At 58.8% G+C, this 15,618-nt stretch carries 15 protein-coding genes; all 15 read left to right on the top strand.

Annotation, left to right across the window (positions count from 1 at the left end; all coding sequences use genetic code 11):
- Positions 1-86 precede the first annotated feature (86 nt).
- The 15 genes from GU3_RS09920 to GU3_RS09990 all read left to right on the top strand — a co-directional run bounded on the left by GU3_RS09920 (position 87) and on the right by GU3_RS09990 (position 15,513).
- Positions 87-944, top strand: coding sequence for a hypothetical protein (locus GU3_RS09920; RefSeq protein WP_014292401.1), 858 nt, complete (start codon positions 87-89; stop codon positions 942-944).
- Entirely contained in the window at positions 941-1,519 is a 579-nt protein-coding gene (locus tag GU3_RS09925) for a hypothetical protein (protein WP_014292402.1), read from the top strand. The genes GU3_RS09920 and GU3_RS09925 overlap by 4 nt, the downstream gene beginning before the upstream one ends.
- The gene (locus tag GU3_RS09930; RefSeq protein WP_014292403.1) at positions 1,516-2,160 is read left to right on the top strand and encodes an MSHA biogenesis protein MshJ; all 645 of its coding nucleotides are present in this window, start codon (positions 1,516-1,518) and stop codon (positions 2,158-2,160) included. Before GU3_RS09925 ends, GU3_RS09930 begins: the two co-directional genes overlap by 4 nt.
- Positions 2,153-2,479, top strand: coding sequence for an MSHA biogenesis protein MshK (locus tag GU3_RS09935; protein ID WP_014292404.1), 327 nt, complete (start codon positions 2,153-2,155; stop codon positions 2,477-2,479). The genes GU3_RS09930 and GU3_RS09935 overlap by 8 nt, the downstream gene beginning before the upstream one ends.
- A complete protein-coding gene (gene mshL / locus GU3_RS09940; protein ID WP_014292405.1) occupies positions 2,476-4,074 on the top strand; it encodes a pilus (MSHA type) biogenesis protein MshL in 1,599 nt (532 codons plus the stop codon). Before GU3_RS09935 ends, mshL begins: the two co-directional genes overlap by 4 nt.
- Positions 4,071-4,808 carry a lipopolysaccharide assembly protein LapB gene (locus GU3_RS16630; RefSeq protein ID WP_237711131.1) on the top strand — a complete coding sequence of 246 codons (738 nt, stop codon included), beginning with the start codon at positions 4,071-4,073 and terminating at the stop codon, positions 4,806-4,808. Before mshL ends, GU3_RS16630 begins: the two co-directional genes overlap by 4 nt.
- The gene (locus GU3_RS09950; RefSeq protein ID WP_014292407.1) at positions 4,786-6,483 is read left to right on the top strand and encodes a GspE/PulE family protein; all 1,698 of its coding nucleotides are present in this window, start codon (positions 4,786-4,788) and stop codon (positions 6,481-6,483) included. The genes GU3_RS16630 and GU3_RS09950 overlap by 23 nt, the downstream gene beginning before the upstream one ends.
- The gene (locus GU3_RS09955) at positions 6,483-7,706 is read left to right on the top strand and encodes a type II secretion system F family protein (protein WP_014292408.1); all 1,224 of its coding nucleotides are present in this window, start codon (positions 6,483-6,485) and stop codon (positions 7,704-7,706) included. Before GU3_RS09950 ends, GU3_RS09955 begins: the two co-directional genes overlap by 1 nt.
- Before the next feature lie 165 nt (positions 7,707-7,871).
- Positions 7,872-8,351, top strand: a complete 480-nt coding sequence (locus tag GU3_RS17440; protein ID WP_014292409.1) for a type II secretion system protein — start codon at positions 7,872-7,874, stop codon at positions 8,349-8,351.
- A gap of 46 nt (positions 8,352-8,397) precedes the next feature.
- Positions 8,398-8,940: a Tfp pilus assembly protein FimT/FimU gene (locus GU3_RS09965; RefSeq protein WP_014292410.1), complete on the top strand. Its 543-nt coding sequence runs from the start codon at positions 8,398-8,400 to the stop codon at positions 8,938-8,940.
- Positions 8,927-9,451 (top strand): prepilin-type N-terminal cleavage/methylation domain-containing protein, encoded by a 525-nt coding sequence (locus tag GU3_RS09970; RefSeq protein ID WP_014292411.1) that lies wholly within the window; start codon positions 8,927-8,929, stop codon positions 9,449-9,451. The genes GU3_RS09965 and GU3_RS09970 overlap by 14 nt, the downstream gene beginning before the upstream one ends.
- Entirely contained in the window at positions 9,448-10,200 is a 753-nt protein-coding gene (locus GU3_RS09975; protein ID WP_014292412.1) for a type II secretion system protein J, read from the top strand. Before GU3_RS09970 ends, GU3_RS09975 begins: the two co-directional genes overlap by 4 nt.
- Entirely contained in the window at positions 10,190-10,591 is a 402-nt protein-coding gene (locus tag GU3_RS09980; RefSeq protein WP_148265891.1) for a hypothetical protein, read from the top strand. The genes GU3_RS09975 and GU3_RS09980 overlap by 11 nt, the downstream gene beginning before the upstream one ends.
- A complete protein-coding gene (locus GU3_RS09985; RefSeq protein ID WP_014292414.1) occupies positions 10,588-13,602 on the top strand; it encodes a hypothetical protein in 3,015 nt (1,004 codons plus the stop codon). The genes GU3_RS09980 and GU3_RS09985 overlap by 4 nt, the downstream gene beginning before the upstream one ends.
- Positions 13,603-13,728: 126 nt before the next feature.
- Complete coding sequence (locus tag GU3_RS09990) at positions 13,729-15,513, top strand: bifunctional diguanylate cyclase/phosphodiesterase (protein WP_014292415.1); 1,785 nt, start codon at positions 13,729-13,731, stop codon at positions 15,511-15,513.
- Positions 15,514-15,618: the final 105 nt, after the last annotated feature.

Consider the following 15,618-nt stretch of genomic DNA (forward strand, 5'->3'; position numbering starts at 1 on the left):
TTTCTGGTTTATTCAAGCCCATGTTCATTAACCGGTTTTAACTGTTTATACTGGCTTTTCGTTTTTTCACCGAACAAAGGGCCTGAATGTTCAAATGGTTCAAGTCTGCCCAAAGCAGCACCGCCGTGGGAATTTACCTGACCCAGGGCGCGCTCTATGGGGTGGAGGAACAGTATCCGCAGCAGGTGGTCGAACACCCCCTCGCCAGCGGTGAGCAAGCGGGCGCCGCCCTGGCCGCGCTGATTGAAGCGCAGCAATGGCAGGGCCGGCGTCTGCGGCTGGCCCTGGGCCGGCAATATTACCGCCAGGTGCAGCTCGACAAACCGGCCATGCCCGACGAGGAGCTGGCCCAGGCACTGCCCTGGTGTATGCGCGAGCTGGTGGATGAACCCCTGGAACAACTGCTGTTTGACTACATTGACCTGCCCGCCAGCCCCCAGGGCACGGCGCGCATTGCCGTCTATTACAGCCGGCGCGACCAGTTGGCGGCCCTGGTGAAGGCGGTGTCGCCCCTGTGTGATATCGAGACCATGGGCGTGGATGAACTGGCCATGACCAATCTGCTGGCGCCGGAGCAGCGTGGCCTGGTGCTGCACAAGGTCCCCGGCCAGGAGCTGACCATGACCTTTGTGCACCAGCGCCAGTGGCATTTTTCCCGAACCATTCGCGGCTTTCAGGCCCTGGATGACGACACCATGGCGGTGGATCAGTTTGTGTTCGACAACCTGTTGCTGGAGTTGCAGCGCAGCATCGATTACGCCACCGGCCAGCTGAAGCTGAACGCGCCCAGTCAGTGGTTTCTGGCCCTGCCGGCCCGGGTTACCCCGGCGGTGCAGACCGCCATCAGCCAGGTATTTGATATTCGCCCTGAATCCCTCAGCAACGAACAGCTGTCGCCGGTCAGCCTGCCCGCACTCGGCATGTTGCGGGAGGAGCAGCCGTGAAAACCCGCATTGAGTTTTATCAGGCCGCGCTCAGGCCGGTGCGGGACCTGCCCACCCCGCGTCATTTCGGTCTGGGCCTGGTGGTGCTGGTGTTGCTGTGGGGCACGGTCTTTGCCTGGCAACACCTGGCCAATTACCGTCAGGCGGCGGCCAACCGCAGCCTGCAACAACAGCTGACCTCTGCCCAGAGCAATGTGGCCCGGCTGCAGCAGAGCCTGACCGAGCTCAACCAGCGCCAGGACGACGGCGAACGGCTGCGCCTGGAGCGGGACATTCGCACCCGCCGCCAGTTGCTGGGCGTGCTCAGTCAGGATGAGCTGGTGTCTTATGCCGACACCCTGGAAGATCTGGCCCGGGTGCCTTGGGCGAGGGTGTCGCTGACCGGAGTACAACTGCAGGGGCGGGCCATGACCCTGACCGGCGAAGCGGCGGATGCCGCCGCCGTGCCGGCCTGGATCCTCGGCTTTGACGGGCGGCAGAGCCTGACCCGGCGGGAGTTCGGCAAGCTCGACATTCATCGTCGTGATCCCGGTGGCCTGACCTTCAGTCTGCACAGCGACGGAGTAATCCAATGAAACAGCGGCTGACTCTGCTTAATGACCGTTTTATGGCCCGGCCCCGGCGTGAGCGCTGGTTGCTGGTGGTGGCCGGCTGGGCACTGGTGGCCTGGTTGGGCCTGAGCCTGTTTGAGCAAACCCTGCTGGCCGGCAGTACACGGCTTCAGGCCGAGCAGCAGCGCCTGGAGCGGGAGCTGGCCGGGCAGCAGGGGCTGACGAATGAATTGAACCAGCGTATCAGTGAGCTCATCGCCAACGATCAACGCCCGCGCATTGAGCGCCTTAACCGTCAGCTCAGTCGGCTGAATGAGAACGTGGATCAGCGCATGCGCACCCTGGTGGGGCCGGAGCAAATGGCGGGCCTGCTGTTGTCGGTGCTGGATCAGGGCAGCGGTCTCACCCTGCTGGGGCTCACCAACCTGCCGGCGGAGCCCATGGCGCAAAGTCCGGATGAAGGCCAGCGGTTGTATCGTCATGGGCTGGCCCTGGAGCTCAGCGGCAGCTACCTGCAACTGCTTGATTACGCCAGGCGGCTGGAGCGGCTGAACGGACGTATTTTCTGGCAAAGCCTGAGCTTTGAGCTGGATCGGTACCCCAACGGCCATATTCGGCTGGAGTTTTTTACCATCAGTCAACACAAGGAGCTGATCCGTGGTTAATGCCAGTGCCCTGGTTTTTACCCTGCTGAGTGCCACCAGCAGCCTGCAGGATCCCACCCGCCCCCTGGACGGCCTGGTCCGGCCCGAGGCCACCCCCGGTGTACAGCAGGCCGAGACGGCGGACGAACCCCGGTTGCAGGCCATTTTCAGTGGCGGCCGGCCCAGCGCCATTCTTGACGGCAACCGCTATGTGCAGGGGGATACCCTGGGCGGCTACCGCCTGGTGCGGATCGGCGACGGACTGGTGGTGCTGGAGGGGCAGGGCAAGCGCCTGGTGCTGAGCCTGTTTCCTACTTTTGACAACACGGATACGCAATGAAACGGATGATACGACCGCTTACCCTGGCGCTGTTCTGCGCCGGCCTGACCGCCTGTGTGCATGCCCCCGACGGCAGCCTGCCCAAGGCAGCCCTGGATGAGGCACTGCGCGCCACCCCCGATGCGGTGCCGGCGGCGGTGGAGCAGGAGTTGCTGAATTCACGCCGCCCGGCAAACGGCAGTCAGGCCGTGCCGTTGCGTCGTTTCGACATTTCCGCCCGGGATGTGGATGCCCGGGAGTTTTTTGCCGCCCTCGGCAGCCAGCACAACGTCAGTATTGCGGTGCACCCGGATGTGAGCGGCACCATTACCCTTAATCTGCGTCGGGTAACCCTGCCGGAGATCCTGGAGGCCATTTCCGGTCTGTATGGTTACGGCATTGAGCGCCGCGGCGGCGTCTACCAGGTGTTTCCCAATGGCGTGCGCACCCGGACCTTTAACGTTAACTACCTGATGCTGTCCCGCAATGGCCAGTCCCAGACCGCCATCAGCGGCAGCAGCTTGGGCAGTGGCGAGAACGGCAGCAGCGGCGAGGGCAGCGCCACCCGCATCAATACCGAGTCGAGCAACGACTTCTGGGCGGATCTGGAAAGCGCCCTCGGCCGGCTGATTGGCGACGAAGAGGGCCGGGTGGTTGTGACCAACCCCCAGGCCGGCCTGGTAACGGTGCGGGCCGCCCCCGACGAGCTGGCGCTGGTGAACGACTTTCTTACCCGTGCCGAGCGGCAGCTTAAGCGCCAGGTGATCCTGGAAGCGCGCATAGTGGAAGTGGAGCTGAGCGACGGCTTTGAACAGGGTATTGAGTGGAACAACTTGACTGCCAACAGCCGTAAGGGGCAGTTGGCCACTGGGCAGAGTTATCCCTATGGTGGCTTTTTAAGTCCGTTGGCCGATTTGAATATGTTGGGTGGCGGTGCGGTATTCAGTTATACCGATGGTAACTTTGACGTGGTGGTCAATTTACTGCAAACCCAGGGGGAAGTGAATACCCTGTCCAACCCGCGGGTCACCACCAGCAATAACCAGAAAGCGGTGATCAAGGTGGGTACCGATGAGTATTTTGTCACCGATTTTTCGCTGACCACCACCAATACCAGCGGCGTTTCCGAAAGTACCCCCGACGTAGAGTTGAGCCCGTTTTTTTCGGGCATTTCGCTGGATGTGACACCGCAAATTGCCGACGATAACCGGGTATTGCTGCATATTCACCCGACGGTGAGCCAGGTAGAAGATAGCCCGAAAAGTATTGACTTTGGTCAGGGTGAGCTGCGATTGCCATTGGCAAAAAGTACGGTACGGGAGTCGGATACCGTGGTGGAAGCCGCATCCGGCGAGGTGATTATTATCGGCGGCCTGATGCAGGAAAAGCAGAGTGAAATGGAAACTGCTGTGCCGTTAATCAGCCAGATCCCGGTGCTGGGCAACCTGTTCAAGAACCGCAATCTGGCTACCCAGAAAAGCGAGCTGGTGATCATGCTGCGTCCGGTGGTGGTGGCTTCCAACACCTGGCAGAACGAGCTGCAGCGCTCCCGGGATCTGCTGGAAAAATGGTATCCACCATCACCCCTTGATGATCTGCATAGCGGAATAAGATGATGTACAGGTTCGGTATTTGGGGAATAGTGGCCCTGTTTGCTTGTACGGCCGGAGCCGAGGAGTCCGATCCGGTAGACTGGCAAGATCCGGTCTGGGCCGAGCTGATGGCCACCCCGCCAGCGGCCAGTGAGCTGACCATCAACGAAATTACCCCCAGCCGGGCCGAACGGCTGGCGGAAGGTGAAAAGGCCGCCGAGCTGGCCCTGGCCGCCGGCGACTGGGCCGGCGCCGAACAACAGCTGCTTGGCCTGCTGGTCGACTATCCCGAGGCCCATGCCATTCGGCTGAAGCTGGCGTCTTTGCAATATGGCCGGGGCGCCCTGAGTGCCGCTAAGGCCCAACTGCAACAGGGAATTGAGCTTGCCCCGCAGCAGCCGGCGCTGCGCCTTGTGCTGGCGCGTATTCTGGCCAGCGAAAACCGTTATGCCGCCGCCTGGAAGGTACTGGACGGCACCGAGCCGGCTCTGGTCGAGCACCTGGACTACTACAGCCTCAAGGCCGAGGCCGGCCGGCGCAGCGGCCAGTGTGAAGAGGCCATGACTCTCTATCACCGGCTGCTGGCCGAGCAGGACAGCGGCCCCTGGTGGCTGGGGCTGGGGCTGTGCCAGCGCAGCCTGGGGCAGGACTTTGGCGCCGCCTTTGAGCAGGCCCGGGCCAGTGTGGATCTGGGCATGGCATCCCTGCAATTTGTAGAGCAGCAACTGGAGCAACATGGCACAACGCAAACTCACTAAACGCCTGGGCGAGCTGCTGATTGACCATGGCGTGATCACCGAAGCCCAGCTTGACACCGTGCTGCAAAAGCAGCGTCAGGAAGGCGGCCGCCTGGGGGCGGTGCTGGTGCAGATGGGCGTGCTCACCGAGCTGCAACTGCTGGGTTTTGTGGCGGAGCAGCTGGTGATCCCGCTGCTGGATCTCAACAAGGTGGAGATTAAGCCCCAAGCGGTAAAGCTGCTGTCGGAAGTGTACGCCCGGCGCTACCGGGCCCTGGTGATCGACGCCGACGACAGCCAGGCCACCGTGGTGCTGGCCGATCCCGCCGATCTCGACACTCAGGATGCCATCAGCAACCTGCTGGCCCCCCGCGAGGTACAGCTGGCGGTGGCCCCTCACAGCCAGATGCTGGCGCTCTATGATCAGCTCTACCGGCGCACCGACGACATCGCCAACCTGGCCGGCCAGCTGTCGGAAGAACATGCCCCCAGCCGCAGCGTCATCGACACCGCCGGCCTGGAAGACAGCGACGCCACCGTGGCCCGACTGCTCAACTCGCTGTTTGAAGACGCCCTGCAGGTGGGCGCTTCCGACATTCATATCGAGCCCGACAACAAGGTCATTCGCCTGCGCATGCGGGTAGACGGCCTGCTGCAGGAAACCGAGCTCAAGGAAGTGGCCATTGCCCCGGCGCTGGTGTCCCGGCTTAAACTCATGGCCGGGCTGGATATTTCCGAGCGGCGCCTGCCTCAGGATGGCCGTTTTGAACTCACCATAAAAAACAACCCGGTGGACGTGCGCATGGCCACCATGCCGGTGCAGTATGGTGAGGCGGTGGTGCTGCGGTTGCTGGATCAGTCCGCCGGCACCCGCAGCCTGGCCCAGGCGGGCATGCCTCCGGCCCTGCTGGCGTCGTTCCGGCGACGGCTGGCCAGCCCTAACGGCATTATTCTGGTGACCGGCCCCACCGGCAGCGGCAAAACCACCACCCTCTATGGCGCGCTTTCCGAGCTGAACACCCCCGATCGTAAAATCATTACCGCCGAGGATCCGGTGGAATACCGGCTGCCCCGGGTGAACCAGGTGCAGGTGAACAGCAAGGTGGGGCTGACCTTTGCCCGCATTTTGCGCACCAGCCTGCGGCAAGATCCCGACGTGCTGCTGATTGGCGAAATGCGGGATCAGGAAACCGCCGAAATCGCCATGCGCGGTGCCCTCACCGGCCACCTGGTGCTGTCTACCCTGCACACCAACGACGCCCCCAGCTCGGCGGTACGGCTAATGGACATGGGGGTGCCCGGTTACCTGGTGGCCAGCACCCTGAAGGCGGTGCTGGCCCAGCGGCTGGTGCGCAAAATCTGTGACTACTGCAAGGTGCCCCATCAGCCCGACGAGGGTGAGCGCCAGTTTCTGATGCACCTGAACCCGCAGGCGGAGCACGGCCAGTTCTTTCGGGGAACAGGCTGTGCCAGCTGCAACCATACCGGGTACAAGGGGCGCATTGGGGTATTTGAATGGCTGGAAGTGAACCAGGCCATGGCCGATGCCCTGCGCAACCAGCAGATTGAAGCCTTTGAGGCGGAAGTGGCCCGCTTGCCCGGTTTTGTGACCCTGCCCCAGGCGGCGCTGGAGCAGGCGTTGCAGGGCCACATTGCGGTGTCGGAAGTGCTGCGCCTGTCCGAGTGGGTAGACTGATGCCCTTTTACCAGTACAAGGCCCGGGACCGCCAGGGCCAGCTGAGCGAAGGGCGCATGGAAGCCCCGTCCCCCGAGAGTGCCGCCGCCAGCCTGGCCCAGGCGGGCTTAATCCCGGTTGCCATGAAGGAAACCCGCTCCGGCACCAAAACCTGGCTCTCGTTGCGTCAGTTTTTAAAAGGCGGCATCAAACCCGAGGCGTTGCTAATTTTAAGCCGCCAGTTTGCTTCACTCACCCGCGCCGGCATTCCCATTCTGCGCATTGTGGAAGGGCTGCGGGACACCGCGGACGTGCGGGTGCTGAGGGAAGCCCTCGATGAGGTGGCCCAGTCCCTCAATCAGGGCCAGACCCTGGCCAATGCCCTGGCGGCCCACCCACATCTATTCAACAGCCTGTTTGTATCGCTGGTGGAAGTGGGCGAGAGCACCGGCCAGCTGGAGCAGGCGTTTTTGCAACTGGCTCATTATTACCAGCTGGAGCTGGACACCCGCCGGCGCATCAAGGCGGCCATTCGCTACCCCATGTTTGTCAGCATCGCCATGGTGGCGGCCATGACGGTGATTAACATTTATGTGATCCCGGCCTTCAGTGGCATTTTTGCGCGTTTGGGGGCGGAGCTGCCCCTGACCACCCGCTTTCTGATTGGCAGTTCCTATTTCTTTACTCATTATGCCGGTCTGCTGGTGGCCGGCATGGCGATCCTGGCCGGCACCTTTATGTGGTATGTACGCACCCCAACGGGCAAGCTACGCTGGCACCATACCCTGCTGCGCATTCCCATTGTGGGGCCACTGATTAAGCGCATTTTGCTGGCGCGGTTTTGCCGCAGCTTTGCCATGATGCTGGCGGCGGGCGTGCCCATTACCCGAGTGCTGCGTCTGGCGGGCAGTGCCACCGACAACGCCTTTCTGACTCGGGCCATTCACCGCATGGAAGAAGGGCTGACTTCCGGCGACAGCCTGTCTGCGGTGGCGGAGCACAGCGGCGTATTCACACCATTGATTTTGCAGATGTTCCGGGTGGGCGAAGAAACCGGCCGAGTAGACGAAATGGTGATGGAGGCAGGGCGCTTCTATGAGGAAGAGGTGGACTACGACATTGCCAACCTGTCTTCCCGCATTGAGCCCATTCTGATCACCGCCATCGCCGCCATGGTGCTGGTGCTGGCACTGGGCATTTTTACCCCCATGTGGGACATGGTCAACGTGGTAAAAGGCGGCTGATAAGACTTATCCCTGCTTTTTGTATGGATGGGGGATTTTCACACAAAAAGCACTGGATTGAGGCGGTGGGCTTCAGTACCATATTAGGATGATAGTTAACTGAATTTGTTGAGTAAAACACTCAACTACCCATAACAAACCGGCAACACAACGCAAGGGAAAAAAATGAAAAGAGCAGCGGGTTTTACCCTGATCGAACTGGTAATTGTCATCGTTATTCTCGGTATTCTGGGCGCCGTGGCGGCACCAAGGTTTTTGAACCTGCAGGGTGATGCGTATGGTGCTAACTTGGATGGTTTGAAGAGTTCCATGGAGTCAGCCGCTACTCTTGGCAATACTAAAGCTATTTTAGGTGGTTTCGATAAGGATGGAACGGCTACAAAAGAAGTAGATGGTATTACCGGTGTTAAATTTGTTAATGGTTTTCCAGAAGGTGCCGGCGATGGCATCATAAAGCTACTTGATATTAGTGCGTCATCTGCAGGTGATACTGCCGAATATATTTATGACGACACTACAGACACTTCTAAAGTAGTCATCAAACCTCAAGGTCGTAAAAGTGAAACAAGTTGCTATGTTGAATATTCCGATGCAGCAGACACCAAAAGTCGTCCTGTGATAAACGTTGTTAAAACTGATTGTTAATCACGGTAAAGGCGGCGTAGGCCGCCTTTTTTAACGCCTTGACTCCATGAAGCTGCATAAGGGCTTTACCCTGATTGAGCTGGTCGCCGTGCTGGTGCTGGTGGGCATACTGGCCGCCGTGGCCATTCCGCGCCTGCCGGTGGGCAGTGACTTTGAAGGCTCGCTTCAGGCCCGCAACCTGGCGGGGCTGCTGCGGCTGGCTCAGCTCAGGGCCATGAATGATCCCGATGCCTTGAAAAATATCGCCACCCTTAACCGCTGCGGTGTGTTGGCGGTGACAGTCGGCGGTATTTCCCTTTCCGCCAATTGCCAGGATGCGGTTTTGCTGAATAAAGCAAATCTGGAGGCCCCGGGCAATGAATTGTGGCTGGGGGCCAACTTGCCAGTGACCGCTAATCAGCCTTTACCCTTTACCCTGCAGTTTGGCGAAGTTTCCGACCCCGATTATCTCAGTGAATCCAGCCGGTTGGGCCGCCCTTTTGTGAACAGCGGTTCCGGCTATCAGCCGCTGCCCAATACCCTGCAAATTACCCTTGCCGGTCAAACCGTATTGATTGAACCCGAGGGTTATATTCATGCGGCGCGCTAACGCCGGGCTCAGCCTTCTGGAATACGTGGTGGGGCTGGCGATACTGGCCATCGTGCTGGTGGGAGCGGGGCTGTTCTTTTTAAGCCAGCCGCGTCAGCTGGATCCGGTGTTTCAGTTTCGCGCAGTGTCATTGGCCGAAGCCCTGGCCGAGCAGGTAATGGCGGTAAAATACGATGCGGAAAATAACCCTCAGTCACAAATTCGGTGTGGGTTGGATGGTGCTGATGCCTGTACGCTCCCTCCGAGTCCGGTTGTCGGCTCAGACTTAACTGATTTTGTTGCTGTTGAAGACTTTAACCTCTGGTGTGAGGGTGGTGCCATTAACGGTAATGTTTTGGCTGGGCAACTCAAGCTCACCAGAGCACAGCTTTATGCCCGTTATACAGCGCAAACCTGTGTAACCCTAAATACAGATGATCCCAGCGTACCATTTAAGGAAGTCATTATTTCCATAAAAGATCAAAACGGCTCCGATCTGTCCTTTACCCTGCACAGGTACAATATCCGATGAAGGCGCGCGGTTTTACCCTGCTGGAGCTGGTGATAGTGATGGTGCTGATTGGTATCAGCGCTGTATTTGGTACCCGCTTTATTGCCCAAATGGCCGAAAGTCATGTGGGCGGCGCCGAACGAGCCGAGGCCCTGGCCGGCGCACGGTTTACTCTGGAACGCCTGCGTCGGGAGCTGGCCGTGGCCTATGGCCCCAGCGTGTATCTAAAGGATGACTGCCTTGCCTTTGTGCCCGCCCGGGCCGCCGGTACCTATACCGGCTCCGTAAGGACTGGCACGGCCACCTTTATCGTGCCCCTGAGCCTGCAGGATGCAGAGATCAAAGACGTTTTTATGGCCATTCGTGCCGAGGGTGGTGAGGCGTACTGGAGCGATTATCCCAATCCGCTCAACGTTGAAAATGTCTACAGACTGGAAAAAGAGCCAGCCTCGGCAGGTTTTGGTCTCAGTGACGTATTTAATAACTCCGAAGAGATTGAGTTCAACCGTGAAGGATTGGGTCAGCGCTATACCCTGCTTAAAGCAGAGCAAGTGCGCTATTGCCTGCGTAACGGCAACCTCGAACGTGAAGTAAAAAGCCCTGACGAAACTTGGGGAAAAACCAGCCTGATGTTGACGGGGATCACAGGAGACAGTGTCTTTCTGGGCTACGATGAGTCCAGTCAATTGGTTCAGATGGAGCTGACCTTGAGCACACGGGATGGCGAGCTGGTGTTACCCGGACAATTGCAGGTGGCCTATGCGCCTTAACCCGGAACAAATGGGAAGCATGCTGCTCAGCGTGATCTTTATTCTGGTCATTCTGTCGGCACTGATGGCTGCGATGGTCACTCTGTCGGGCCAGAGCAGCCGCCAGCTGGTCTATGAAGTGCAGGCCCTGAAAGCCCGGCTTGCCGCCGAAGCCGTGCTGGAGAGACAGGTTTTTGCATCGCTGACAGCAATCGATGCTCCTGCAGTCGTCAGCAAGGACGATGAGTCGCCCATGACTGTGAATGGATGTGTAGCTTTCATCAAGTCACTGGATGGACCCACTCTGGCAGAAGGTACCAGCCTGAATCAGGTCTCGGTGGTGGCCAGTGGAGAGTGTGAAGGTAGCGGCCTTACCGTAATCCGCAATATTGAAGTCGAGGTAATTAAATGAAACACCGCAACTGGTTGTATATCGCCTCCCTGGCCCTACCACTGCCAACCCTTGCCGCCGACATGGCGTCCCTGTTTCCCTATGCAGCCCAGAGCCACAGTGACAATGGTACCGTTGACATGAACTGGAGTACCCAGATCGTTGGTACCCGCAACGGTAAGATCGACTTCAATAAGAAAGATGATCTCAATGGCGAATGTGATGGCAAGTCCTGCAAGATCACCGGTGACATTATTGAACCCTATGCTCTGCCGGCGTTTAACACCACCCCATTTACGTTGCCTGACTTTAAAACTACCTCGACAAACTTTAAAGCCGAATGTGGGGGCTCCGGTAGCATCAAGTACACCCGCAGTGAATACAAAAACGTCGCTACCAGCGGCAGTTGCGATATTCACCTCGCTAATAACGGGGATGTAGTCATCGATGAAGGGTTGTCCGCCCAGGGCAGCGGAGATCTGTATCTGGCTCCCGGCAATTACTGGATGGGGTCTTTTAGCCTGTCAGGCAGCTCCCGTGTGATTGCTTCCGCGCCCGGTGAGATCAATCTCTATGTCAAAAAGCAGGTAAAGCTTGAAGGCAGCACTACGCTGGGCAGCACCGAATCAGAGGTGAACCTTTTTTATTACGACGATGGCGAGATCAAGCTCGAGGGTAGCCGCACCTGGTTCGGCAATATTCAGACTCGAGGTGAGCTGGAGATTGGCGGTAGCAGCGAGCTGTATGGCGCTGTACAGGCGGGTTCCCTTAGTTTGTCCGGCTCCGCCCGTTTATATCAGAAGGCGGGGGAGTACTGGTTTGAGGATCTGGAACTTAAAGGTAGTGCTCGTTTGATGACGGTGGGCAGCCGGCCGAGTCGTTTTTATGTGCGTGATGAGCTGGAGCTTGAAGGTAGTGCCGAACTGGGCAAGGAGGGCCAGTCTCTGCTGGTGCTGGTGTACGGCGAGCAGGATAGCGACGGCGATGACGGAGAGGCAGATTTAGAGGGGTCTTCGAAGCTGTATGGTCATCTTTATCTACAAGGTGATCTCGAGATGAAAGGCAGCTCGCGCATCTACGGCGGCGTCAACGTGGTCGATCTGGAGATGGAGGGCAGCTCGGCCATTTATGCCCGTGCTCTGGAGGAAGGCCAGTCCACGGCGGTGCATCACTATGAGCTGCATTTCAACGGCTGCAGCGAACAACTGACCGCCTACGCTTGTGCCAATGAAAGCTGCAGCGAACAGTACACGGAGAAGGCCAAGTTGCACGTCAAGGCCAATGGCTCCAACCTGGCGAACTTTAACAAGATCTATGGCAGCGAGTCCCAGTCGCTGAAGAAAACACCGGGCTACCCCTTCACCATGGTGGTGCAGAGCGATGGCAAGGGTGGCAACATGGATCCTGATGCGGACTACCCCCTGGTCTGTTACGTGAACGGTGAAAAGACCTGTACCGTGACTTCCGCCGGCAGCGACGGTGACAGCGGTCCCCTGGTCTTTGAGGTGGACACCGCCTATGCAGCGGGCGAGGCGGCTGTTCGCTTTACCGGTGGCTGTCTGGCCGAGGACGGCGAAGTTGAAGTGGCGTTCGGCTTCGACGGTACCGCCAGCGGTGATGGCAAGAGCGCGACCCTGAACTGGCCTGGCGGTGGCACTATCTTGCAGGTCGGAAAAACCCAGACCCTGACCCTGCCGGTGACCGGCGCCAGCCTGAGTTACCCTTATGCGGATTTGCTGACTCTGAGCGTGCAACAAGTGTTGCCAGACGGCGGCTTGGGCAGTCGCCTTACCGATAAGGTCGCCTTTGTGCCTGAGAGCTGGCGTGTTCAACAGGCCGCCGAGTGTGATGACCAGGGAACCTTTTTATACGAAAAGCATGCTGGGACCTGTACCGTGCTGGGGGCTGCCGGTGAAGAGCTGGTTTTCTCGGTGGCGGCCCTCGATATGAATGGCCAGCCGCTGCCGCTGGGCTGGCTGGCGGACCGGATTTCGAGCGACCTTATTTATGCCAGCCTGGAAAACGGTGCCCTGCAACCGTCCCAGGACTATGCCCTGAATGATGATGGTGACGGGGCGACTGCCTCCACGCATCAGTTCGCCAGCGAGATTGTGGGCCGATTGAGCGTGAAAGTGGAGGGTTGGAACGCGACCTACATTCCTGACGATGACAACCTGCTGCCTACCAATGGCGACAGTGCCTTTGTGGGCCGTTCTGTACCTGCTTCACTTAAGGTGACTGAGACTCAAAATGGCGATATTAATGGTGATATCGTGTATGCAAGCAAACCCGGCGTGAGTTTCGATGTTGTTCCATCCTTTACCGTGATAGGGCTGGATGTTAATGGTAAAGAACTACCCAGCTACAGTGGTGAGTTTGCCGGTGGCCTGAAAGGCAATACCTCGCTTGGACTGGGCGGCGATCTTGATTTGGAAGCGTTAACGCCAACCATTGTCGAGCCTGAAACAGGCAAGCATGTCATCAGTCTTGATACCAGCAAGCTCAAGTTCAACAAAGCCGAACCTTTCCCTGAAACTGATCTTGATCTACCTATTTTGTTAACTATCAATAAACACGATGAAACCCAGGGAGTTGATGCTGCAAAAACCACTCTGGCTCAAGAAAACGACACCCTGCGTTTTGGCTTTGTCACCCTGATGGACAGCGAAATCAAGGTGGATGAGGCGGGCACCATGGCCAGCAAGCTAAATTACTTTGGCAAGGATGTGCAAACGGTGCTGGAAGATAAGGTGACCGGTTATGACCTTGAAGAAGCGACAAGTGTAACGCACGAGCCGATGCTGGATCCTGAACTGCTGACTTTAGCCAGAAATGAAGTCAAGGTTAGCAGTCATGGGGAGCAGCATAAAGGTATTCAGGTGAGCGTAGACGGGCTGCCCGACTGGCTGAAGCCTGCAGATCAGGATGAAGCCGGTGAGCTAACCGATCCGGTGGGCATGCTCGACATCCTCAACAACCCCAGGCTGAGGGCCAGCGACAGTACCTTTAACCGTCGTGAGGTGTTCCGTTAAGAGATCTGGGTCACACCGCGACCCTGTGGCGGTGTGACCGATCACATAGGTGTTTTACTAATTGTTCACAAAAAATTATCATCGGAAAACATAAACAATAACAAGCATCTGGTAAGGATACCTGCCATGCTCGATAACAAGCACACGGAATGGCTGATGCCCATGCCCATGGCCGAGGTCATGGGTCTGGAGCACAGCCTCAAGTTTAAACGGCAGCTGTTGCAGCATGTGTTCGACAATGCCCTGGAATCCATCATCGTGACCAACGCCGACGGCGTTATCCAGCGGGTCAACCCGGCCTTTACCCAGATCACCGGCTACAGCCCCGAGGAAGTGCTGGGCAAGACGCCACGGCTGATGCAATCGGCCCGCCACGATCCCGACTTTTACCGGCAAATGTGGCAGCAATTGCTGCATACCGGCAGCTGGACCGGCCAGGTGTGGAACCGGCGCAAGTCCGGGGAGGTGTATCCCCAGTGGCTCAGCATCAATACCCTGACCAATGAACATGGACAAATCACCCATCGGGTGGCCATTGGTCACGATCTCAGCGGCCAGCGCAGTTACGAGCAGGATCGCACTCCCTTTACCTTCAAGGATCCCCTTACTCAGCTGGGCAACCGCCAGTTGCTGGCCACCCGGCTGGATCAGGCATTGGCCGAGGCTCAGCGCAACAAAATCCGCGTGGGCCTGATGGTGCTCGACATCGGTCGCCTCAAGCCGGTGAATGAGCAGCTGGGCATGACCTGGGGCGACGATGTGCTGCGCCAGCAGGCGCGCACCCTGCAGGCGGCGGTAGATGAAGCCGACACCCTGGTGCGGCTGCAGGGCGACGTGTTCGCGGTGCTGCGCCACAGCAAGGCGGAAGATGCCACCATGGCCCAGCTGGCCGATAAACTGCTGCATCTGCTGGCCCAGCCCATGGTGCTGGCGGATCAAAACATTGTTTGTCTGCAACCCAGCATCGGTATTTCGGTGTATCCCCGGGATGCCCGGGAGCCGGAAAACCTGCTGCAGGCGGCGGAATACGCCCATGCCATGGCCAAGCGGGAAGGGCGCAACCGCTTTCAGTTTGTGGATCAGCACCAGCACGAACTGCACCACCGGGAGCTGGTGATCGAGCACAGCCTCAGTCACATGCTCAGCACCGGTGAATCGCAAGGGGTCAGCCTGCATTATCAGCCTCAGGTCTGCTCCATCGGCGAGCGCATCGTGGGGCTGGAGGCGCTGCTGCGCTGGACCCACCCCCGCCTGGGCCCGCTGTCGCCGGTGGAATTTATTCCGGTGGCCGAGCAGAGCGGGCTGTCGGTGCGCCTGGATCGCTGGGTGATTGAGCAGGTTTGTGCCCAGGTGGCACTCTGGCGTGGTCAGGGGCTGGCGCCGCCGGTGGTCTCGGTGAACCTGGGGGCGCAGCAGTTCGGTCAGCCCGACTTCTGCGACTGGCTGATGGACACCGTTACCCGTTTTGAGCTGCGTCCGCAGCAACTGCGCCTGGAAGTAACCGAGTCCACCATGATGGAGCAGATAGAAGCCGGCGTGAACATGCTGCAGCAACTGCGGGAGCAGGGCTTTTCCCTGTCGCTGGACGACTTCGGTACCGGCTATTCGGCGCTGTCCTGCCTGCACCGCTTTCCCCTGGACGAACTCAAGATTGACCGCAGCTTTATGGTGGAAGCCTGCGAGAACGAGCGTGCCCTGGTGCTGCTGCGTACCATTATGGAGCTGGCCCGGCAGTTGTCGCTGAGCTTGGTGGTGGAAGGGGTGGAGCAGGCCGAGCAGCTGGCGTTGCTCAATGATTTCGGACCGCTGACGGTGCAGGGGTATTACTACTACAAACCCATGCCGGTGGACGAGGTGTTACCGCTGCTGTCGATGGCCGCCGATCGGCCTGAAGATGGGATGTTGAATTGAGAGTTTGACGACCGGCGCGTTGCTTCTGTGAAGGAGAGGGGAACGTGCAATATGCGCTGGACCCCCGCCTTCGCGGGGGTGACAATGCCACGCCTCACGCCTCAC

It is taken from the genome of Oceanimonas sp. GK1 (assembly GCF_000243075.1).
Taxonomy (GTDB): Bacteria; Pseudomonadota; Gammaproteobacteria; order Enterobacterales; family Aeromonadaceae; genus Oceanimonas.